The following is a 20088-nucleotide window of genomic DNA, read 5'->3' on the forward strand; positions in this document are numbered from 1 at the left end:
TGCCTCAGGGCCGATCGGCAAGATCGCCTCGACGGAGTCGTCCACGAGTATCGCCATGCGGCTTAACCTGGATGGACGTAGTTCTCGGCACGCGCAAGGCCAGGGATAGTCGGGCCCGGTCGGCTCGGGCATCGCCACGCGGGCCACCTCCCCGATCATCCCCAAGACTGGAGCCTCCAACGTTCCACCACACCACCGAACCACCGGTCGGTACTGGCGAGATTCGCCCAACCGACCGCGATGTCCCACCGGTCAGGCGCTTTGCTTCCCGATGCTGCTCGCGCTGATCGGCCCCGCGCACGAGCATCTCGTGCCGCGCGAGGGCTTTTGCCTGACTGTGTCGGAGTCGGGTGGGGGTAGGCCTGATACACCCATCTTTTTCGCGGCCGAAGTTGAGGGGTCGACCCTCATGCCATCGACGTCTGCGCAGATCAAGCTTCTCCCATCGAAGGGCCACGGGAGATGGCCCATTTCACAGGAGGCAGGAATCCCATGTTGCGCAAGGTCGTCATCGCCACCATCGCCACCGCCGCCGTCAGCTCCGTCGCCCTGCCCGGCCTCGCCGCCGCCGACCCGATCATCGGCACGCCGCCGCCGTGCGTGAAGCTCGCCGACATCACCGGCCCCGACTTCGAGGTCAAGCAGTGCGGTGTCAGCGACGTCGACCAGTACCGCGCCGGCTTCGCGGCCAACGGCGGCACCCACTGCGGTCCGTCGTCGCTCTACAACGTGCTGCACTACTGGGGGCACGAGAAGCAGGCACCGGTCGGCTGGCTCACCACCAAGGTCCGCAACCTCGACCCCAGGAACCCGGCCGACTACGGCATTGTCACCAACTCGATCGGCCGGATCGCCACGGATTCCAAGTGGAGCGTCGAGGACGGCACCTACTCGGGCAACCTGCGCACCGCGTGGAACATCGCCACCAAGCCCGCCCGGGACGCCGGGTGGTCCACGGCGACCGGCGGGATCAGCACCACCGCAGGCCCGGACTTCGCGGGTGACCTGGCCAAGAAGCTCAGCCAGGGCCCGGTGCAGATGTGGTACGGCCGCTACGTCGCCGGTCCGCAGAACAGCCTGAAGCGCGACGGCGGGCACCTCGTCACGGTGGTGTCGGCCAAGGGTTCCTTCGGCGGTGACTTCGTGCAGCTGCGGCTGGCCGACCCGGCCGAGGCGGCCGACCACGGCAAGCCGGGCTACCTCGACACGCAGTCCGCCTACGAGACGTTGGCCGTGACGTTGACGCGCCGGTCGGTCTACGAGTACCTGCCCGTCAAGGACGATGAGGCGACGCCGGCCGACGAGAGCCTGCAGCCCGGCACATACCGCTCGGTCGAGCGCTGGGAGCTGTCCGGCACGGCGTACGCCGACCAGAACAAGCCGCTGGTCGAGGGCTTCAACTGGTTCACGATGTCCCCGCCGGTCGGCTGAGCCTTCGGTTGCGCAGGCCCCGCTCGCCGAGCGGGGCCTCTCGCTGTCTCGGTGGGGTTGGGCCGAACAGCCAAGCCCTTGTTGCGGTGCTACCTGACCGAAGTGGAGCCGGATCTCCGCTCGACCGAGCCCTACCGGCAGGCGGAGGCGTACGCGGTGGCGAGCCGGTTGCACCACGGGCTGATCAACCACACCGACGACGCCACCTGGAAGCAAGCCGCGCAGATGCCCGCGCAGCGGTACGAGGTGGTGAGCGCCCTTTGGAGGAGCAGCCGCGCGCAAGGTGGTGGCCGTGCGGGGTGTCGGGCAGCAGGAGTCGGTGGCCTGTGGGTGTCAGAACTTTGCAGTCACACGCTGGGCTGCTGTGATCAGGTTCTGTCGTCCTGCAGGCGTGATCGAGGGCGTGGCACTGCGACTGCTGTACCTCATCCTTGTTCGGCTTAGTGGCTGGCTGGTTCTGCTTGGCCGGTCCTCGGCGGCTAAGGACGTCGAGTTGTTGGTGTTGCGGCATGAGTCGCGGTGTTGCGTCGAGGTCAGCGCCGTCCTCGGTTGAATTGGGCTGATCGCGCGGTGCGGGCCGCGTTGGTGCAGCGGTTGCCTGTCTGGTTGCGGGACCACGGGTTGGTGGCTCCGGGTACCGTGCTGCGGTGGCATCGACGCCTGGTCGCTAAGAAGTGGACTTACCCGAAATGGACCGGGGGGGGTCTGCAGCACCGTTGGGTGACATCTGAGTTGGCTTTCCGTGACGATGAGCTGGCCTGATGTCTGGCGTGGCTTGCTTTTGGTCTGTTTGGGTGCATCGGCGGCGGGAACGCGCCGGACGTCCGCAAGGACTACATGAAGGTCGGCGCGACGATGGAGGGCTTCTGGCGCGCGCCGGAAGGCACCACCCGCGAGGACGTGGACTGGTGGGATCCGGACAACCCGGAGCACTGGGACTGGGACGCCGACGCGAACCAGCGGTGGTGGATCGACCGGATCAAGGACAGGGTTGACACCTGGGAGGCGTTCAGCAACTCGCCGCCGTGGTTCCAGACGGTCAGCGGGTACGTGTCGGGCGGGTTCGACCCCAGCGCCGACCAGATCCGCGCCGACCGGGTGGACGACTTCGCCAGACCCTGACAACCGTTCGGCCACACGAACCCCCTTCTCCGCTCAGGGGGACGTTGCGCGGGGTCCTCCGGTTCCGACGTCGAGGTAATCCTTGAACTGCACGGTGACCGCGTGCGCGTCCGACGGCCGGTTCGGCACCGCGATCGTGCGCGACCCGCCACCGGTGCCGCGCGCCGTCTGGGTGACCCGGATCGTGCCCTCCGGCCGCGTCGGCAGGTAGGCGTCCACGCCCGTCAGGAACGGCAGCGCGGCGAACGGCGGCAGCGCGGCACCCGGCGTCGAGGCCAGGTCGCAGTTGTCGTCGAACGCGAACGCGGCGATCACCTGGCGCAGCCGCGGCGAGACGTCGGCGGTGAGGACGTTGACCCCGTTGAGCTCCAGCCGGTCGCTGTCGGGCTGGTCGGACCACCACTCGCGGTTGCGGATGACGGTGAGCGCGCTGTGCGTCGGACACCGGTCGATGTGGTCGGTGATGCCGCCGGGACGCGACACCTGCAACCGCACGAACCGGTCGCTGCGCTCGAACGGCTCGAAGTAGAAGTGGTGCGGCACCTGACCCTCACGCAGCACCACCAGCTCGTGGTGCGCGCGGCCGTTGACGGGCAGCGGGCCGAACGAGCCGTCCGCGCCGGTCCGGGCGCTGTGCCGCGGTTCGCCGCGCCGCGCGCCGGTGAGCGGGTCGAGCTCCCACACCTGGAGCAGTCCGGCCAGCCCCTCGTTCTGCGGGTAGTACGTCGCCCGGCCCGCGATCCGGACCAGGCCGGGCGGTTCGGGCAGCACCCGGGTCGTCAACGCGGGCCGACCGCGCAGGAACCGGTGCATGTGGGCGAAACCGTCGGCCGACGTGGTGGTCTCGGTGTGGCCCAGCGTCGTCAGGTGAACGTTGGTCGCGCCGCCGATGGACCCGTTGGGCTGCAGGCTGCCCCACAGCGCCAACGTCGGCACGCCGCCCGGCGGTGCGGCGCTGGAGCGCCCATCGACGTTGACGTACTTGCGCACCGACGCGGCCCGTTCGGGCGACGACAGGTAGCTGTGCATGACCGTCGTGCCGCGCGAGTGCGCGATCACGTCCACCTTGGCCGCCCGCATCCGGGCGCGGACGGCGGCGATGAACGCTTCGAGGTCGGCGACGGCGCGGTCGTTGGTCGGGATGCTCGTGTCGTACTCGTAGGCGTGCAGCAGCGCGTCCGGGTAGCCGTTGCCGGAGAACCGCTTGGCGTTGGACTGCCACTGCTGCGCCGACCCCTGCTGGCCGTGCACGAAGACGATCGGGGTGAGCGGTTCGGCGCCGGCGGGCACGGCCGCGACCGTGGACGCGAGGGCCACGACGAGCGCGAGCAACGGGACCTTCATCGCCGACCTCCAACGGCCAGGGCGTCGGCGAGGTTCTGCCGCGCGTCGGCCGGCAGCAGGTAGCCCGCGTGCACGTTGGCGACGTCGGCGGTCACCACCTGGTGCAGGTAGTCCCCGCGGTGCGGGTAGAGCCGGGCCAACGTCGCCGCGTCGAACGGCACGTGCGTGCCGAACAGGCGGCAGAACGTCTCACCGGTGTTGTCGCCGGTGTTCAGCGCCCTGGGTGCGGTCACCTGCGACAACCGGATGCCGCCCAGCGCGAGGCCCAGCGCGTCGCGCTTCTTGGTGACGCCGTCCGGCTCGAACTCCAACGGGCGCGCGGTCGGCGGCGGCGTGCCCCGCTCGACCCACCGGCGCAGGTGGTCGTAGGCCGCAGCGGTGACGTGGTGCATCGGCACCCGGCTGAACGGCGGCCGGTCGCAGTCGTACTGCGGTGCGCCGCCGAGGTCGCGTTCGGAGATCGGCACGCGGTAGGCCTGGCCCTCGTAGCCGGAGTGGGCCGCGCCAGCGACCTCCCAGCGGCGGAACCGGTCGGTGTCGGCGGGACGGGTCGCGCTGCGCACGTCGGTCTCCGACTGCACCTGGAGGACGGGTTCCGCGCCGGCCCGCGTCGGCGCCGTGCCGACGACGAAGCCGTAACCGTCGAACACCGGCTGCTGCTGCGGCAGGACCCGGTCGTACAGCACGGTCATCCGGGCCGCCGACTGCGAGGCGCCGATGGCCAGCACGGTCCGGGGCCGCAGGCCGCCCGTGACCGCACCCGACTCGACGGCGCGGCCGGCCTGGGTGAACACGTCGTAGGACAGCTCGTCGGCGGTGAACCGACCGCCGCCGGTCACGTCCAGCCCGCCGTAGCGCGCGGGGCTCCACGCGCGGAGCTGGTCCACCCCGACCCGTTGCGCCGACACACCGACCCAGGCGTAGCCCGCGCGGACGACGGACTCGGCGTTCCACAACGCGTCCAGGTCGTACCCGGCGGTGACGTTCTGCCACTCGACCAGGGCGGTTCCGTTGAAGTCGCGGGCGTGCGCGGGCCGCCGCACGACGACCCGGGTCGCGTACGGCACACCGGTGGCGACCTTCGTGCCGTTGCCGGCCCAGCCGTCGGCCGCGCCGGAGACGTGGAATTCCTGCTCGACGTAACCGGCGGCGGCGAGGTCGTCGGACGTGGAGAAGAACGGGTAGGTGTCCTCGATCCGGTCGGCCAGCCGGTCACCCGGCACGGTCCCGGGCAACGGGCCGACGACCCGCGGCGCCGGACCGGCGGGCGCGGAGGCGGAGGCGGGGGCGGACGTCGGGACCAGCAGGCCGAGCACGGCCGCGACCAGACCGAGGCGACGCCAGGGGGAAGGGGACATACCGGCTCCCACAGCGATGGGGGATGGGTGCGGAACCGACCGTAGCCAGGCCCGGACGACCGGCACCAGAACGCGGCGCCATCGTGAGACCGCCGTCGCAGCACGCTGCGGTGGTCGGGTCAGCGGTGCTGCAGCAGCACCGTGCGGGCGGCGGTTTCGGCCAGGGCCGGGTCGAGCGGCGCGCCGCTGAGCAGTTCGGCGTAGAGGGCGGACTCCACGATCCGCACGTACAGGAATGCGACCTGGTCCAGGGCCGCCGCCGACCACGGCCCGCCGTCCACTTCGAGCAGGATCTCCTTCTGCGCCGACACCGCTCGCCGGTGCACCCCGCCGGCGGTGTTGAACAGCACCCTGGTGGCCGTGTCGGGCTCGCTGCGCAGGAACGCCCGGAACGGGCCGGCCGCGCGCAGGTCGGCCACGAACCGCCGGGTGACCTCCAGGACGCCCTCGACGCCGACGTTCGTGCGCTCCTGCCGGGCACGGGCCAGCAGCCGGTCCGCGAGCACCCACAGCACGTCGGCGAGCAGCCCGTCGCGGCTGTGCACGACCCGGTAGAGGGTCGCCCGGCTGATGGCCAGGCTCGCCGCCAGCGCGTCCATCTCGACCCGGCCGTGCCGCAGGAAGAACCGGCACGCGCCGCGCAGCACCTGGTCCTGGCTCACCACCCGCCGGGCGCCGATCGACCCCACTCGCAGCCCCTCGCCTCCGCCGGCCCGCCCGTCCGGCCACCCGCATCATCGTCGCCCTGCGGGTCTGCCCGCGAGACCCGGACCGGTGCCGCCGGGGTGTGCGTCACGTCACTTCCCGAGTGCCGGGCGGGCCCAGGTGCGCGGTGGCGGCGCCGTGGCGATCGAAGGTGACCGCCGCATGCCGCTCTCGACGTTCGTCGACTCTGCTCGCGGCTGGTGTTGTGACCAACGCGTTCGCGCAGCATCCAGCGCAGGAATTGTCTACTCTGTAGTTTCAGTGTTGACTAAAGTCAACCACAACCGTCGCATACGGCGGTGGTCGCCGCCGAAGTTCGAAACCCGCCACGGCACTACGTCCGCTCCGTGGTGCGCGTCGACGAGCCACTCAACGACGTGAACACTGCGCGACGGCATGCGAAGCCGGTCGAGGCCGGAACCTTGGCGCCCCAGATAACAGAAGGGAGGAAATGGGTGATTCTAATGATATCGATTGACTGTGAGATTGGCGACCGAGGTTCTACGCGGCTGTACAGCTCAGTGTGTAGCTGGGGACTGTGGCTTCAGGCGGTGGTCAGCTCGAACGACTCACAAGGTACAGCGGTCGGTTGGGGTCTGCTGCACGAGGAGGTGACATCTGAGTTGGCTTGCCGTGACGATGAGTTGGCCTGATGTCTGGTGTGGCTTGCTCTTGGTCTGTTCGGGTGGAGATGGGCAGGATGTCGTCACGATGTCTTTGGCAGCTGGGTCTCGGTTTTGACTGAGGGAGCTGACCGTGGCCACGTTGACGAATGCCGAACTGGTTGCCGCGTTGACGGGATGTCGTCGTCCAGTGGCGCCGTCTGAGGTGCCTGGCGTGCGTTTTGCGTTCTGCGGCCGGATGTCGACGAACGCGTTCCAGGATGTGCAGACGTCGCGTGCGTGGCAGCGCGCCGTGTCGGTTGAGTTGATCGAGGGTGTCGGCTCTGTCGTCGCGGAGTTCTTCGATGTGGGTGTGTCGCGGCGGTGGTCGTGGCTGGACCGTCCGAAGCGGCGGCGTTGCTGGCCGCTGCCGCAGACCCTGTGGGGTGCCAGAATTCTGCACACACGCGTTGAGCTGCGGTGGTCGGGCACTGTCGTTCGGTCGGCATGATCGTGCGTGGCGCTGCGACTGCTGTACCTCATCCTTGTTCGGCTCGGTGGCTGGCTGGCGCTGCTCGGCCGGTCGTCGGCGGCCAAGGACGTGGAGTTGCTGGTGTTGCGGCATGAGGTCACGGTGTTGCGTCGGGGTATGCGCCGTCCGCGGTTGGATTGGGCTGATCGTGCGGTTCTGGCCGCGTTGGTGCGGCAGCTACCAGTGTGGCTGCGAGAGCACCGGTTGATGTCTCCGGGCACCGTGCTGCGGTGGCATCGGCGGTTGGTCGCGAAGAAGTGGACTTACCCGAACCGGACTGGGCGACCGCGGATCGATGAGACCGTCGTGGCGTTGATCGAGCGGATGGCACGGGAGAACTCCGGCTGGGGTTACCGCCGGATCCAGGGCGAGCTGTTCAAGCTCGGCCATCGGACGTCCGCGTCGACTGTTCGCCGTGTGCTGAAGCGGCTTCGGATTCCCCCTTCGCCCATTCGGAACTCCGACATGTCGTGGCGGCGGTTTCTGCGTGCTCAGGCGGCGAGCATGCTGGCGTGTGACTTCTTCCATGTCGACTGCGTCGTCACGTTGAAGCGGGTGTACGTGTTCTTCGTGATGGAGGTCGGCACCCGCTACGTCCATATCCTCGGGACCACCTCTAACCCTGACGGGCCGTGGACCACTCAGCAGGCTCGCAGCCTCCTTATGACGCTTGACGATCGTGCGAACTTTCGATTCCTGGTTCGTGACAGGGCGGGCCAGTTCGCGGCGTCGTTCGATGCTGTTCTCGCTGACGCCGGCATCGACATCGTGAAGATTCCGCCGCGATGTCCACGGGCCAACTGCTACGCCGAGCGGTTCGTCGGCACCGTCAGGCGAGAGCTCACAGACCGGCTGCTCATCATCAACGAGCATCACCTGACATCAGTGCTGAACCGCTACGTTTCCCACTACAACCACCGACGGCCACACAGAGCGCGGAACCATGCTCCGCCGCTACCGGATTACCCCATCGCAGGGCCAGGTTGTAGATCCGTACGTCGTCGGCGAGTGCTTGGCGGCTTGATCAACGAGTACGAACCTGCAGCTGCTTGATCCGCAGGTCAGGCACGTTAGTTCGAGTTTGGCACCCCACACCTCTCGACGGGTCTCCTGCCCGAACACGCCTCGAACTGCTCGCCGTGACACCTGCTGGTCGATGATCAGGTCGCGGCGACGGTATGCCTGCGTCTCGGTCACTTTGTGCCTCTGAAGTGGGAAGAGCGGCGGATCGGGTGACCCGATCGTGCTGCGTCACGATTGATGGGGGTGTTCCGTCGGAGGGTTGCCTCGTGGTGTGCCGGGAAGCCTGGTCGGCGAGCCGAGTCGAAACACAGCCGGAGGAACCAGTGACCGTTGTTCCCGCTTTCACCTCGCGCCGGTCGGCGTCTGATGTCTGAGGGCAACGCACGCCCTGTCCGGCTCCTGGATCGAGGGTCATGGCCCGAGACCCAGCGCATCGCGGAAATCCTCCGCAAGGAGACCGTGGGCGGTGTCCTGCTCCTTGCAGGTGCTGTCCTGGCACTCGTATGGGCCAATTCGCCCTGGTCCGACTCGTACGAGGCGTTGCGCGAGGTTCGGATCGGCCCGGCCGCACTACATCTGGACCTCACCCTGTCGGCCTGGGCCGCGGACGGACTGCTGGCAATCTTCTTCTTCGTCGCCGGCCTGGAGGTCAAACGCGAGTTCGTCGCGGGCGATCTACGCGACCCACGCCGTGCGGCGGTCCCGGTCGCCGCCGCCGTCGGCGGGGTCGTCGTACCGGCCTTGATCTACACCGCGGTCAACCTCGGCGACTCCGCCGCGTTGGGCGGATGGGCGATCCCGACCGCCACCGACATCGCGTTCGCGCTGGCGGTGCTCGCGGTCATCGGCCACCACCTGCCCTCCGCACTGCGCACCTTCCTGCTCACCCTGGCGGTTGTGGACGACCTGCTCGCCATCGTGATCATCGCCGTTTTCTACACCCGCGACCTCTCGATCGGCCCGCTGCTGCTGGCGCTGCTGCCCCTGGCCGTGTTCACGGTGCTGGTGCAGCGCAGGGTGCGGTCGTGGTGGCTGCTGCTCCCGTTGGCGGCGACGACCTGGGCACTGGTACACGCCTCCGGGATTCACGCCACCGTCGCCGGTGTGCTGCTCGGGTTCGCCGTTCCGGTGATCCGCAAGAAAGGCAGCGGACCAGGTCTGGCTGAGCACTTCGAGCACCGATTCAGGCCGATCTCGGCCGCAGTGGTGGTTCCGGTGTTCGCGTTCTTCGCAGCCGGTGTCACAGTGGGCGGCTTCGGAGGTCTGGTCACCTCGCTCGTCGACCCTGTCGCGCTGGGCATCGTGCTGGCGCTCGTGTTCGGCAAGACCATCGGCATCACCGGCGCGACCTACCTCGTGTCCCGGTTCACCAAAGCTGAACTCGACCACGACCTCACCTGGACCGACGTCATCGGACTGGCTTTGCTGGGCGGCATCGGGTTCACGGTGTCATTGCTGATCGGTGACCTCGCCTTCGGCGCAGGCAGTGAGAGCGACGAGCACGCCAAGATCGCGATCCTGGTCGGTTCCCTGCTCGCAGGCATGATCGCCGCCGTCATCCTCCGGGCCCGCAACCGGGTCCATCGAAGGATTTGCGCGGAAGAGTCTGTCGATGCGGACCACGACGGCATCCCCGACGTGCACCAGCGCGAGGTCTGACACGCCATTGTCCTGTCCGGCCTGAGTCAGCGCAGCACGGTACCGCTGACCTATGGTCGCCAGGATCTCGGACGCCGGTCCGAGCGAGCCGTAGCAGCCGGTCACCAGGAGCTGTGGCCGATCGCGCAGTCCGCCGAGCGTGCGATACGCACGGCAAGCGTGGCCCGATCCACCGTGACCGGGAGTGCCGTCACCACCACATCCTGGAGTCCGCGGTTCTGTTGCTCGGCGCCTGCCGCGTAACGCCCGACGAGCGCGATTGGCTCCTTGCCCTCGCTGACAACATGCTGGCCGAGAGTCGGTGGCAGCGCGACCCGCGGTCCTGATCGCGTTGTTGGTGCTCGTGCCGCTGGTTCAGCTTCCGTCGGCGGCGACGAGAGGGATCGCGGACACGCACGCACCGCTGGCCAGGCCGGCCAGCAGGAGCAGGACTCGGGGACGGGCGGCGAGCTGTCCGCGGCGGCCGAGTAGCACCAGCACCGCTGACAGAGTGGCAGTGCACACGGCGGGCAGCGTGGCCAGACCCCAGCCCTGTCGCGCCGCCGCACCCACGAAGAGCAGCGAGCACGCGGCAGCGGCCAGCGCGGTGCGATGCCAGGCCAGGTCCGTGCGTTCCGGTTGCAGACCGGCGTTGCGGTTCACCCGACGATCACCAGGACTGCGGCGAGCACGGCGAGCATCAACACTCCGGCTGCGAGCACCGCGACCATGGGGCTGGTCGGCAGCGGGGCCCCGGCACGCATGGCCTGCTGTGCGCGGCGCCACCGGGGGAAGCTGGTGGCCGCCACGGTCGCGGCCAAGGTGATGCAGGCCAGCGCAAGCACGGACGTGGCTCCGGTCACGGTGAACGGCGGCACGAACTGGCGTACCGCGATACCGGCGGCGAGCAGTCCCAGTGCCGTGCGGATCCAGGCCAGGAAGGTGCGTTCGTTGGCGAGCGTGAACCGGTAGTCGGGCTCGTGGTCCGGTGGTGGGGCCGTCATCACCTCTCCTGGCTGTCGCGCGCGGCGGTGGTCGCCGGTGTCGGTGCGCTCGACGTGGTGGTGGGCGCCGTTGTGGGTTTGATCGTGATGGTAGGCGTGGGTTCAGCCGGGTTCGTGGAGGTGATGAGAACCGGCTCGTCCTGCGCTGACACGCCGCATCCCGTGGTGATGCACACGAGCAACAAGGCCGGCAGCGTGCGGATCTTCATGTGGTGGCCTCCGGGATTTCGACGACGAACCGCGCCCCGCCACCGGGCCGGTCCTGAACCCATGCGCGACCGCCGTGTCGACGGACGTGTTCCGCGACGAGAGCAAGGCCCAGCCCGCTGCCGGAGTCGGTGCCCCTGCTGCCGGCCCGAGTGCCGCGTGCGAACCGCTCGAAGATCCGTTCACGCAGCTCGGCCGGGACACCGGGACCGCGGTCGTCGATCTCGAGGCGGACCTTTCGGTCGTTGCGAAGGACTGCCACGCGAATCGCGCCGCCTGCGTGGCGCTCGGCGTTGTCGAGCAGGTTGTTGACCACCCGGTCGAGACGACGCCGATCGGCGATCACCAGCGGCGCGGAGGAATTCACCTCGACCTCCGGAACGATCACATCGGACCGCGTGGCGAGCACGTGGTGGACGAGTCCGCCGAGATCGACTGGCTCCAGCGCGCGCTCGTCGGTCTGCTGGTCTGATCGGGAGATCTCCAGCAGGTCGACGACCATGCGCGCAAACCTGTCCACTTCGGACGTGAGCAGGTCGGTCGCCCGTCCCGCCGTGCCGAGAATCTCCGCACGTCGGCGGCGCAGTATCTCGGCGGCGTTCAACATCGTGGTCAGCGGAGAGCGCAGTTCATGGCTGACGTCGCTCGCGAACCTGGCGTCGCGCAGAGCCCGTTGTTCGAGCTCGTCGGCTGTGGTGTTGAACGTCCGTGCCAGCGGGGCGAGATCCGGGTCCGCGCGTTCTGGCATGCGCGACCGGAGATCACCTCCCGCGATGCGGTGGGCCACCGCGGTGAGCTCGGTCAGTGGCCGCAGCGCCCGTCTGGCGGCCCACGCTCCTAGTGCGACACCGAGCAGTCCGCTGACCACGGTGCCGGCGATGAGCACGGCGCTGAGGAACCGGAACGTGCGGTCGAGCTGCAGAGTGGGGGACAGCTCGAGGTAGTGGACGTCGGCGGTGATCGGCAGCGTGACAGCGATGACCGGGATGCCGTCGACCACAAGGCGCTGCCTCGCGGGGACACCGTTACGAGTGAGCTCGAGCAGCCGCGGCGGGAGGGTGGAAGGGTCGATCTGGCGGCCGCTGGAGCGCAGCTCGTCCGGGCGGTACAGCAAGATCGTGGAGTCCGGACCTGTCGTGAGGCCGGTGAGCAGCTTGTCCAGGCCCTCACCGCCGCGGCGCAACTCCTCGCTGATCACCTTGGCGTTGACCTCGGCCTGCCGCTCGGCGCTCTGTTCCCGTTGCCGCAGGAGATAGCCTGAGGACAGGTTCCACGTCGCCATCGCCAGCACGCTGGACAGCAGGAACGAGCCGAGACCGAACGCGGCTGCGACCCGCCAGCGCAAGGAAAGCTGCAAGCGTCCGCGGACGGTCACGGGTTGCGTTCCACCCGGTAACCGCTGCCACGAACCGTGATCACCACTTCGGGAGCGTCGGGGTCCCGCTCGACCTTGCAGCGCAGCCTGCTGATGTGGACGTCGAGCAGCCTCGTGTCACCGTAGTAGTCGTACCCCCAGACGCGGCGCAACAGCTGTTCCCTCGTCACGACCCGTCCCTCCGCGACGGCGAGCTCGGCGAACAGTCGGAACTCCGTCTTGGTGAGGCGCAGGTCGGCGCCGGCCCGTTGTGCGACGCCCTCGTCGGGTCTGATCTCGATGTCGCCGATGCGGTACACGGCGCTCTGCAGATCACTGCGGCGACGTCGCAGCAAGGCCCGGATCCGGGCTGCCAGCTCGCTCGCGACGAGTGGTTTGGTGACGTAGTCGTCGGCCCCTGCCTCCAGCCCGGCGATCACGTCAGAGGTGTCCGTGCGAGCCGTGATGATGATGATCCGCAGGTCGGCGCGGGATCGCAGCGCTTTGCAGACGACCAGGCCGTCCATGCCGGGCAACATCAAGTCCAGCAGCACGACGTCGAACACGCCGGTGTCGAGCAGGTGCAGCGCCTCCTCGCCCGAGCCCGCTTCGACGACGTCGAACCCCTCATCGCCCAACGCCAAGCCGAGCGCCTGCCGGATGCGCTCGTCGTCCTCGACGAGCAGCACGCGATAGTCCATTGCTCTGTGTCCTCGCTTCCTTGCAGGGGCAGCCTTCCACCGGCCTTCCGATGACAGGGCTTCGGGGGGACGTCCAGGCGAGCCGTCGCGAGGACTTCGCAAGGTCGAGATGCGGTGCTGATCTGAGCGGATGCGTGGGGCGTGTGAAGCCGCCCTGCGCCGCCCCACACGCCCTGTGGCCGTCCGGCAGGCTTCCCGATGGCGCGCCGAGTCGCCGGAGCGGGCAGCAACAGCGAATGCGAGCGGACGAACCCGAACAATGTAGCGCGCCGAACCTTGCGAAATCCCAACAAAGGGTCTGGCGTGATCCGAGAAGCGAATCGCCGCCACTGGCATCCCGTGCATTCTGTTAGGACCTCGTAAGGTTCGCCAGACGGTTCGTAGGGCAAGCTGGGCGGTGCGGGCACGAGCTCGTGCAGCGGATGCCCGCACCAAACCTCACCGTGCCGAACGTCGGCCGAATCCCCGGCCGACGTTCGGCAGGGTCGGACATACCTCTCCGCTCGAAGTCGGCGGCGGGGGCACCATCTCCCGCAGGTGGGATGAACGCCGGACGCTGCTCAGCGCGGGAACGTCAGGACTGATCTTCCCAGTTCACGGCAGGTGTCGGGTCTTTGTCACCGCGACGTGCACCTCTTGCGTCGCGTCGTTGGCGGAGTCGTACGCCTGGCCGACGCTCCGAGTTCCGCAGCGGCGGACCATGCCGGACCGCACGACCGACAGCACGTGTTCGACGAGCTGCCCGGTCGCTCCTGCGGTGCGCTGCACAATCCTCGCTTCCGGCTTCAACGCTCTTTTCCGTTCTTCCACCGGTCCCGGTCTAGCCGTCGCTGAGTCGGCCTGCGGTCGGTTTATCATCGCGTCGTACCCACGCCTCATCACATGATCAGCTCTGTGCTGGACGTCGTGCGATGACTGATGTGCAAGTTTGGAGTGAATCCGCCGATCCGAGAGTTCGGAACGACAGTCTGGGAGGCCTGGGGCCTCCGTCACCCGGTTCGGCAAGGGGTATTACGTGAGTAGATCGGCGGAGGTTCTCGTTGAACGCGAACTGTCCCACGGCAGTCCGTCGGTGGCCGATGACCGGTGCAGACTTCGCAACGCGCTCGGCGGGGTGGACGAGGACCGTGTCCACGACGCCGTGCTGATCATGACTGAGCTGGTGGAGAACGCATACCGCCACGCCGGCGGTCCACGTCGCTTGTGCGTGCAGCTGGTGCGGGAGTCTGGTGTGATCAGGGTCGAGGTCGAGGACCGGAGCCCGATGCGCCTCCCGGTACTGGGGCGACATGGCCACACGGATTCCGATGGTGCGGGACTGCTGATCGTCAACCGCCTGTCAACCAGGTGGGGCTTCCGGCGGCGCGATGCCGTCAAAACCGTGTGGGCGGAGGTCTCAGCGTGCCGGACCTCTGAACTCGATGCCCTGGGAGTGACCTCACCCGCCGAGCAGATCGCGGTGGGAGTCAGCCGAGAGGCGCCGTGCGTGCTGTAGGTCGTGAGCGCCCGCAGAACCCTGCACTTGCGAGCGCGAGCAGCGAGCTGGGATCTCCGTGGCGGAAGCCAAGCCGGCTGCCGGCGCGCCACGTCCGGTGACGTGCTCGGCTGGCGGTTTGAACCGCAAGGGCTGTCGCGGTCGACCACCCGGCACGGGAGGGCGGCAGCGCTCCGACACGATGGCGCCGAGGCAGGCGATCGCATCGGTGAGCCCCGGTCGCTGATCTCCCTGGGGAATTTCAGTGGCTGCCGGTGAGCGTGCCGTGCATGGACGCTCGGTGTGTTGATGCGAAAGGCGTTTCTGCACCAGGCTTCGGTCGAAGGAGTCGTCGGCCAGGCGTGTAGGTGTCGTTGCCGGGTGTGCGGTCGACGACGAGGGAAGCTGCCGTCAAAACATGACCGCTCTCCATCATGCGGGCGTAGCCGCTACCGTTGATCGGCGCTCGTGGGATCTGGTGCACCGATAGGTGACATCTTGACCTTCCCCACCGGAAGGGTTCCAGTCGTTGTGGCTAACTGGCAGCGGTGATGGATCGATGCTAGCTGGGCGCGGTGTGGTTGTAGGCTGTCCGCAGGTGTGCCGGGAAGCCTGGTCGGCGTGATGAACGACGCCGTCTTCGAGGAGTTCTCATGGACACCGCAGTCGCAGGCACCGCCATCGGACCGATGGTCATCGCCGCTGTGGATCAGTACGACGAACACCCGCTCGTGCGGGACGAGTACGCGGCGCGCATCCTGCCCGCTTCCGGGCGGTTGGCGGTGGCTGCCGCGCGCTGGCGGCCGGTGCGCAACGCGCTGTTCGCCGCGACGGAGAAGAAGATTCCTGGCTTGTGGGCGAGCATGTTGTGCCGCAAGCGGTACATCGACGAACGGCTTGACGTCAGTGACGCTGAGGTCGTGGTGGTGCTCGGTGCCGGGTTCGACACGCGCGGCTGCAGGTCCCGCGGCAAGCAGGTGTTCGAGGTCGACCTCCCGCCGAACGTGGAGAGCAAACGGAGCCGGTTGCACGAGATCTTCGGCGAGGTTCCGCCGGACGTTGTCCTGGTTCCCTTCGACTTCGAAACGCAGCACCTCGCGACGGTGCTCGCATACCACGGCTACCGTGCCGGCCAGCGGACGCTGTTCATCTGGGAAGCGGTCACCCAGTACCTGAGCGAGGACGCCGTCCGCGCGACGTTCGATGTTCTCGCACAGGCGCCTGCGGGCAGTGAGCTGGTGTTCACGTTCGTGCGCAAGGACTTCCTCGACGGAACGGCGATGTTCGGTGGAGAGGCGGCACATCGCGAGTTCGTGGTGAGGCGCCGAATGTGGAAGTTCGGGCTGCTGCCGGACGAGGTGGCGGGATTTCTCGAGCCGTACGGGTGGACCGAGGTCGAGCAGGTGGGGCCGCGTGAGTTCACCGAGCGGTACGTCGTGCCCTCGGGGCGCTCGCTGCCGGTGAGCGAGATCGAACGCACCGCGCGCTGCGTCAAGGTCGCCCGTTGATGGCGTCGGTGATCGACGCGCGTGGACTGACCAAACGCTACGCCGATGTCACGGCGGTGGACGATCTCGACCTGTGCGTCACCGCGGGGGAGATCTACGGGTTGCTCGGGCTCAACGGTGCGGGCAAGACCACGGCGATCCGGATGCTGCTCGGCATGGTCCGGCCGACGAGCGGGACTGTCGACGTGCTGGGTGCGCGGGTTCGGCCTGGTGCGCGGGCCGCGTGGTCGCGGGTGGGCTACCTGGTCGAGACACCCGCCGCCTACCCGGAGCTCACGGTGCGGGAGAACCTGGAGGTGGCGGCCCGCCTGCGTGCCCTGCGCGGACGCCACCACGTCGACGAGGTCATCGAACGGCTGAGGCTGACCACGTACGCCGGCCGGAGCGCACGGACGTTGTCGCTGGGCAACGCGCAACGCCTTGGCCTGGCCAAGGCGTTGCTGCACAAGCCGGAGCTGCTCGTCCTCGACGAGCCCGCGAACGGGCTGGACCCCGCTGGTGTCGCGGAGATCCGTGACCTGCTGCGCAGGCTGAGCCAGGAGCACGGGGTGACGGTGGTGTTGTCCAGCCACATTCTCACCGAGGTCGCGCGGCTCGCCACCCGCATCGGGATCATCCACCGAGGACGGCTCGTCCGGGAGCTCGACGCCGGCGACGTCGCCGCACACGTGCAGCAGCGCCTGAGCGTGTCGGCACGTGACCGCCAGGCGGCCGAGCTCGCGTTGACCGCCGCGGGTTACAGCCCTGTCAGATCGAACGTCGAGGATCTCGTCCTGGCTGACGCTCGCGCGGTGCGGCAACCAGATGAGGTCGCCACGGTCCTCGTCACCGCCGGCTGCCCACCGACCCGGCTGGTCGTCGAGCAGGACGATCTGGAGACGTTCTTCCTGCGGGTGGTGGAGTCGTGATCAACGCACTGGCGACCGAGGTGCTCAAGGCGCGCCGGTCCCGTGTGCCGTGGGTGACCGCACTCGCGTTCACCGTCGCCGCGGCGGTGGGCGGGCTGTTCATGTTCATCCTGCAGAACCAGGACCGTGCTCGGTCCCTCGGCTTGCTCGGTACCAAGGCGGCACTGGTCGGTGGTGAGGCGGACTGGCCGACGTACTTCTCCTTCCTCGCCCAGACCACAGCGGTGGGCGGCATGCTGGTGTTCGGGCTGGTCCTGGTGTGGCTGTTCGGCCGCGAGTTCAGCCAGAACACCGTCAAGGACCTGCTGGCGCTGCCCACCGCGCGCACCACCATCGTCGCGGCGAAGTTCGTCATGGCGCTGGTGTGGTGCCTGATCCTGTCCGTGCAGCTGGTGCTGCTCGGTCTCCTGATCGGCACGGTGCTCGGACTGCCGGGCTGGACCGCGGACGTGGTGGTCTCCGGCGTGGCGATGATCGCGGCGGTTGCGGTGATGACGGTGCTGCTCGCCACGCCGATCGCGCTCGCGGCCAGTGTCGGCAGGGGCTATCTGCCGGGTGTCGGCGTGATGATGACGGCGGTGTTCTGCGCGCAGGTCGTCGCCGCGCTCGGCTACGGCCAGTACTTCCCGTGGTCGGTACCGGCGTTGTTCAGCGGACTGGCCGGTGCGGACCGGGTGTCGCCCGGCCCGCTCGGCGTGCTGCTGGTGGTGCTGGTCGGAACGGCGGGAGTGGCGGCGACCGCGCTGTGGTGGCGCAACGCCGATCAAGACCGGTGAGCCTGATGGCGTTCCCACAGCCAGCCGAAGCGGTCGATTCGCCAGAGCTGGGCCACAACGACCACTGTCACGCCGAAGACCGTCGGCCACACCTCCAGGGCGACCAGCCCCCAGAGGATCATGCCGAACCCGATGACCCCGAGAGCGACCAGCAGCCGCAGCACCTTCCGGTGGTCCGGTGGCACCAGATCGCGGTTCTGGACCCAGGCACGTTCGCCGTAGATGCCGCGTGCCGCCCAGTTGCGTGGCTCACGCACCGGCGGAAACGCCCTGGGATTGATGAACAACCAGGCGGCCACAGCGCTTATCGGCACGAGACTCCACCAGCCGATCCACGTGCGGCTCCAGATCGCCAGAAGCATCAGGGGAATCGCGGCGAACCGCGTCCAGACGCTCCACGGGTTGGCGTGCCGCTGCCACGCTTCATCCGTCATGCCGAAGGTCTTCGCGATGCGGTCAGCAACGTCCATTGCGGATCCTCTCCAGCTCGCGAACCGCGACACCGACACCGTCCTGCGAGCGGACTTGCTCGCCCAGTTCGACGGCGCGCCGCCGGATCGCGGGATCGCTCGCGGTGTGCGTGATCGCTTCGGCGAGCGAGGCGACGGTCAGCTTCTTGTGGAGCAGTGGTTGCGGGGCAACGCCGACGGCGTGCATCCGCTGCGCCCAGTGGGGTTGATCGGCGACGAACGGACAGACGACCTGCGGTACACCTGCGGCTAGCGCCGCAGCGGTCGTCCCTCCACCGCCGTGGTGCACAACCGCCGCCACCTTGCCGAACAACCAGTCATGCGGCGCCTGATCGATGACGAGGAGGTCGTCCGACGAGCGCGCGGCCAGGCCTCCCCATCCGGTCGCGACGATCGCCCGCACTCCCGCCGCCCGGACGGCCTCGGCGACGATGTCGCCGGTGCGCTGAGCATCCCGCCCGGCCATGCTGCCGAACCCGACGTACACAGGCGCTGGACCGGCCTCCAGGAACGCCTTCAGAGCGGCGTCGGGTGTCCAGGTCGTGACACGCGGCAGGTACCAGAAACCGGTGGTGCGCACCGAGTCCTGCCACGTGGGGTCCACTGGTGTGACGAGAGAGCTGAACGCCTGCAGCACGAGGGCATGTCGGGGGCCCTGACCGCGTGGCAGGCCTAGGTCGTCGGTGCGCCAGGCGTTGACGACGCCGGAGTAGGCGCGCAGGGTCGCCGACACCGTCAGGTAGGTGGCCCGGTTGAGGAACCGGGGCAGCCGGGGCAGCGGCACCATCGGGCAGGGGAACTCCGACGTCGGTACCCAGCCTGGTTGCAGCGCGGCGAGGACGGCGGGAACGCCGAGCGCCTCCGCCGCGTGCTGTGCGGGCACGCTCGGCGTGTGCACCACGACGTCCGCGCCGCTGGATCGCGCGACGGCGCCGACATCGCGCAGCACATCGGCCATCAACGGCTTGATGCGCCTGATGGCCGCCAGGGCGGTGATCTTGCCGCGGACGCCGCGGTACCCGCCCTCGATCGCCTCCGCCATCAGCGGATCTTCGAGCAACCTGTTGGGGCCGTTGTCCAGCGCCGCGAACTCGACGTCCTGCGCCCGCACGCTGGTGGCGAACGACTTCGGTGCGGCCAGCAGTGCCTCGTGGCCCGCTTTCTTGAGCGCCACCGCCAACGCCAACAACGGTTGCACGTCTCCGCGTGTGCCGTGGGTGACCAGCAACGCCTTCATGGCTTCGTGCTCTTGTCGAGGTCGGTGAACGCCGTGAGCCAGCGGTCGTCGGCGAACAGACCGTGGGTCAGCATCTCCAGACCTGCACGGGCTCCGCGCACCGCGGTCGCGGTCTCGGCCGGATCACCGCCCAGCAGACGACCCACCTGGTCACCGAGCACCAGCGGCGCCAGCAGCCACGACACGTAGGTGACGGCTCGGGCCCTGGCGTCCGCTGAAGCGCGCACCCAGCCGTCCTCTTCGCCACCCGCGAGCCACTCCTCGGTGCGTTCGACGATCTCGGCGAACAACGCGCCGGCCGCGGGCGTGTCGTCTAGCAACGCCCTTGCCAGGTATCGCCGGACCGGTGTCGCTGCCTGCAGGATCTCGCCCAGGGCCTCGGTGGCGGCTTCGCCGCCGTCGCGGATCGATGCGAGGACGTAGTCGTCGCAGGCCTGGCGGAGTCCTTCCTTGGAGCCGAAGTGGTGCACGACCAGCGCGGGAGAGACCCCGGCATCCGCGGCCACCGCGCGCACCGAGGTTCCGGCGACGCCGTCGGTGCCGAACCGGGCCAGTGCCGCGTCGCGGATGCGCGCCCGCGCCGTCAGGTCAGATACTGAACGCATGTTCACAGTATTGAACAGTTGTTCAATGCTGTCCAGGTCGCCGGTTTGCGTCGAGGGGATCTTTGCGGCATCTTTGCGCGCGGTGCGCC

21 protein-coding genes are annotated in these 20088 nt (G+C 68.6%); 9 read left to right on the forward strand and 12 right to left on the reverse strand.

Annotated elements, in window-relative coordinates; genetic code table 11:
• Positions 1-492 precede the first annotated feature (492 nt).
• On the forward strand, positions 493-1431 hold the full coding sequence (locus BBK82_RS35935; RefSeq protein WP_065918934.1) for a hypothetical protein: 939 nt from the start codon (positions 493-495) through the stop codon (positions 1429-1431).
• 837 nt (positions 1432-2268) lie between these two features.
• Entirely contained in the window at positions 2269-2553 is a 285-nt protein-coding gene (locus tag BBK82_RS35940; RefSeq protein WP_065918935.1) for a hypothetical protein, read from the forward strand.
• Between the two features lie 33 nt (positions 2554-2586).
• Here the strand turns inward: BBK82_RS35940 and BBK82_RS35945 are convergent, their stop codons facing one another.
• From BBK82_RS35945 to BBK82_RS35955, 3 genes are all read right to left on the reverse strand, one after another.
• Complete coding sequence (locus BBK82_RS35945) at positions 2587-3897, reverse strand: alpha/beta hydrolase (RefSeq protein WP_065918936.1); 1311 nt, start codon at positions 3895-3897, stop codon at positions 2587-2589.
• Positions 3894-5255 (reverse strand): alpha/beta hydrolase domain-containing protein, encoded by a 1362-nt coding sequence (locus BBK82_RS35950; RefSeq protein WP_237047752.1) that lies wholly within the window; start codon positions 5253-5255, stop codon positions 3894-3896. The genes BBK82_RS35945 and BBK82_RS35950 overlap by 4 nt, the downstream gene beginning before the upstream one ends.
• 119 nt (positions 5256-5374) lie before the next feature.
• On the reverse strand, positions 5375-5944 hold the full coding sequence (locus BBK82_RS35955) for a QsdR family transcriptional regulator (protein WP_065918937.1): 570 nt from the start codon (positions 5942-5944) through the stop codon (positions 5375-5377).
• Positions 5945-6716: 772 nt separating this feature from the next.
• Here BBK82_RS35955 and BBK82_RS35960 point away from each other — a divergent pair.
• From BBK82_RS35960 to nhaA, 3 genes are all read left to right on the forward strand, one after another.
• Positions 6717-7073 (forward strand): hypothetical protein, encoded by a 357-nt coding sequence (locus BBK82_RS35960; RefSeq protein WP_154697699.1) that lies wholly within the window; start codon positions 6717-6719, stop codon positions 7071-7073.
• 6 nt (positions 7074-7079) lie between these two features.
• The gene (locus tag BBK82_RS54970) at positions 7080-8147 is read left to right on the forward strand and encodes an integrase core domain-containing protein (RefSeq protein WP_065918939.1); all 1068 of its coding nucleotides are present in this window, start codon (positions 7080-7082) and stop codon (positions 8145-8147) included.
• Between the two features lie 336 nt (positions 8148-8483).
• Positions 8484-9776 (forward strand): Na+/H+ antiporter NhaA, encoded by a 1293-nt coding sequence (gene nhaA, locus BBK82_RS35970; RefSeq protein WP_065918940.1) that lies wholly within the window; start codon positions 8484-8486, stop codon positions 9774-9776.
• Positions 9777-10130: 354 nt separating this feature from the next.
• Here the strand turns inward: nhaA and BBK82_RS35980 are convergent, their stop codons facing one another.
• The 6 genes from BBK82_RS35980 to BBK82_RS50930 form a co-directional block, all read right to left on the reverse strand.
• The gene (locus tag BBK82_RS35980; protein ID WP_065918942.1) at positions 10131-10418 is read right to left on the reverse strand and encodes a DUF202 domain-containing protein; all 288 of its coding nucleotides are present in this window, start codon (positions 10416-10418) and stop codon (positions 10131-10133) included.
• Positions 10415-10759 (reverse strand): YidH family protein, encoded by a 345-nt coding sequence (locus BBK82_RS35985; protein ID WP_065918943.1) that lies wholly within the window; start codon positions 10757-10759, stop codon positions 10415-10417. Before BBK82_RS35985 ends, BBK82_RS35980 begins: the two co-directional genes overlap by 4 nt.
• Complete coding sequence (locus BBK82_RS35990; RefSeq protein ID WP_065918944.1) at positions 10759-10968, reverse strand: hypothetical protein; 210 nt, start codon at positions 10966-10968, stop codon at positions 10759-10761. The genes BBK82_RS35985 and BBK82_RS35990 overlap by 1 nt, the downstream gene beginning before the upstream one ends.
• Entirely contained in the window at positions 10965-12341 is a 1377-nt protein-coding gene (locus BBK82_RS35995; RefSeq protein WP_065918945.1) for a sensor histidine kinase, read from the reverse strand. The genes BBK82_RS35990 and BBK82_RS35995 overlap by 4 nt, the downstream gene beginning before the upstream one ends.
• Positions 12338-13021, reverse strand: coding sequence for a response regulator transcription factor (locus BBK82_RS36000; protein WP_065918946.1), 684 nt, complete (start codon positions 13019-13021; stop codon positions 12338-12340). The genes BBK82_RS35995 and BBK82_RS36000 overlap by 4 nt, the downstream gene beginning before the upstream one ends.
• 594 nt (positions 13022-13615) lie before the next feature.
• Complete coding sequence (locus BBK82_RS50930) at positions 13616-13831, reverse strand: hypothetical protein (protein ID WP_154697700.1); 216 nt, start codon at positions 13829-13831, stop codon at positions 13616-13618.
• 262 nt (positions 13832-14093) lie between these two features.
• Between BBK82_RS50930 and BBK82_RS36005 the strand changes: the two genes are divergently transcribed.
• From BBK82_RS36005 to BBK82_RS36020, 4 genes are all read left to right on the forward strand, one after another.
• Positions 14094-14516: an ATP-binding protein gene (locus BBK82_RS36005; RefSeq protein ID WP_154697701.1), complete on the forward strand. Its 423-nt coding sequence runs from the start codon at positions 14094-14096 to the stop codon at positions 14514-14516.
• A gap of 632 nt (positions 14517-15148) precedes the next feature.
• On the forward strand, positions 15149-16003 hold the full coding sequence (locus BBK82_RS36010; RefSeq protein ID WP_065918948.1) for an SAM-dependent methyltransferase: 855 nt from the start codon (positions 15149-15151) through the stop codon (positions 16001-16003).
• Positions 16003-16911, forward strand: a complete 909-nt coding sequence (locus BBK82_RS36015) for an ABC transporter ATP-binding protein (protein WP_065918949.1) — start codon at positions 16003-16005, stop codon at positions 16909-16911. Before BBK82_RS36010 ends, BBK82_RS36015 begins: the two co-directional genes overlap by 1 nt.
• Entirely contained in the window at positions 16908-17687 is a 780-nt protein-coding gene (locus tag BBK82_RS36020) for an ABC transporter permease (protein ID WP_237047753.1), read from the forward strand. The genes BBK82_RS36015 and BBK82_RS36020 overlap by 4 nt, the downstream gene beginning before the upstream one ends.
• On the opposite strand, the gene BBK82_RS36025 is transcribed toward BBK82_RS36020, so the two are convergent.
• The 3 genes from BBK82_RS36025 to BBK82_RS36035 are packed head-to-tail and all read right to left on the reverse strand — an operon-like array spanning position 17675 to position 19999.
• Positions 17675-18190 (reverse strand): DUF6653 family protein, encoded by a 516-nt coding sequence (locus tag BBK82_RS36025; protein WP_237047754.1) that lies wholly within the window; start codon positions 18188-18190, stop codon positions 17675-17677. The two genes, BBK82_RS36020 and BBK82_RS36025, sit on opposite strands and share 13 nt — an antisense overlap.
• Entirely contained in the window at positions 18144-19394 is a 1251-nt protein-coding gene (locus BBK82_RS36030; RefSeq protein WP_071812750.1) for a glycosyltransferase, read from the reverse strand. Before BBK82_RS36030 ends, BBK82_RS36025 begins: the two co-directional genes overlap by 47 nt.
• Positions 19391-19999 (reverse strand): TetR/AcrR family transcriptional regulator, encoded by a 609-nt coding sequence (locus tag BBK82_RS36035; protein ID WP_065921619.1) that lies wholly within the window; start codon positions 19997-19999, stop codon positions 19391-19393. The genes BBK82_RS36030 and BBK82_RS36035 overlap by 4 nt, the downstream gene beginning before the upstream one ends.
• Positions 20000-20088 lie beyond the last annotated feature (89 nt).

Origin of the sequence: Lentzea guizhouensis (genome assembly GCF_001701025.1) — a bacterium.
Taxonomy (GTDB): Bacteria; Actinomycetota; Actinomycetes; order Mycobacteriales; family Pseudonocardiaceae; genus Lentzea; species Lentzea guizhouensis.

Coding starts and splice junctions, on each gene's coding strand:
- BBK82_RS36035 (WP_065921619.1), bottom strand. CDS start 19,999: ATGCGTTCAGTATCTGACCTGACGGCGCGGGCGCGCATCCGCGACGCG.
- BBK82_RS36010 (WP_065918948.1), top strand. CDS start 15,149: ATGGACACCGCAGTCGCAGGCACCGCCATCGGACCGATGGTCATCGCC.
- BBK82_RS35945 (WP_065918936.1), bottom strand. CDS start 3,897: ATGAAGGTCCCGTTGCTCGCGCTCGTCGTGGCCCTCGCGTCCACGGTC.
- BBK82_RS36000 (WP_065918946.1), bottom strand. CDS start 13,021: ATGGACTATCGCGTGCTGCTCGTCGAGGACGACGAGCGCATCCGGCAG.
- nhaA (WP_065918940.1), top strand. CDS start 8,484: ATGTCTGAGGGCAACGCACGCCCTGTCCGGCTCCTGGATCGAGGGTCA.
- BBK82_RS35985 (WP_065918943.1), bottom strand. CDS start 10,759: ATGACGGCCCCACCACCGGACCACGAGCCCGACTACCGGTTCACGCTC.
- BBK82_RS35950 (WP_237047752.1), bottom strand. CDS start 5,255: ATGTCCCCTTCCCCCTGGCGTCGCCTCGGTCTGGTCGCGGCCGTGCTC.
- BBK82_RS36030 (WP_071812750.1), bottom strand. CDS start 19,394: ATGAAGGCGTTGCTGGTCACCCACGGCACACGCGGAGACGTGCAACCG.
- BBK82_RS35940 (WP_065918935.1), top strand. CDS start 2,269: ATGAAGGTCGGCGCGACGATGGAGGGCTTCTGGCGCGCGCCGGAAGGC.
- BBK82_RS35990 (WP_065918944.1), bottom strand. CDS start 10,968: ATGAAGATCCGCACGCTGCCGGCCTTGTTGCTCGTGTGCATCACCACG.
- BBK82_RS36015 (WP_065918949.1), top strand. CDS start 16,003: ATGGCGTCGGTGATCGACGCGCGTGGACTGACCAAACGCTACGCCGAT.
- BBK82_RS35935 (WP_065918934.1), top strand. CDS start 493: ATGTTGCGCAAGGTCGTCATCGCCACCATCGCCACCGCCGCCGTCAGC.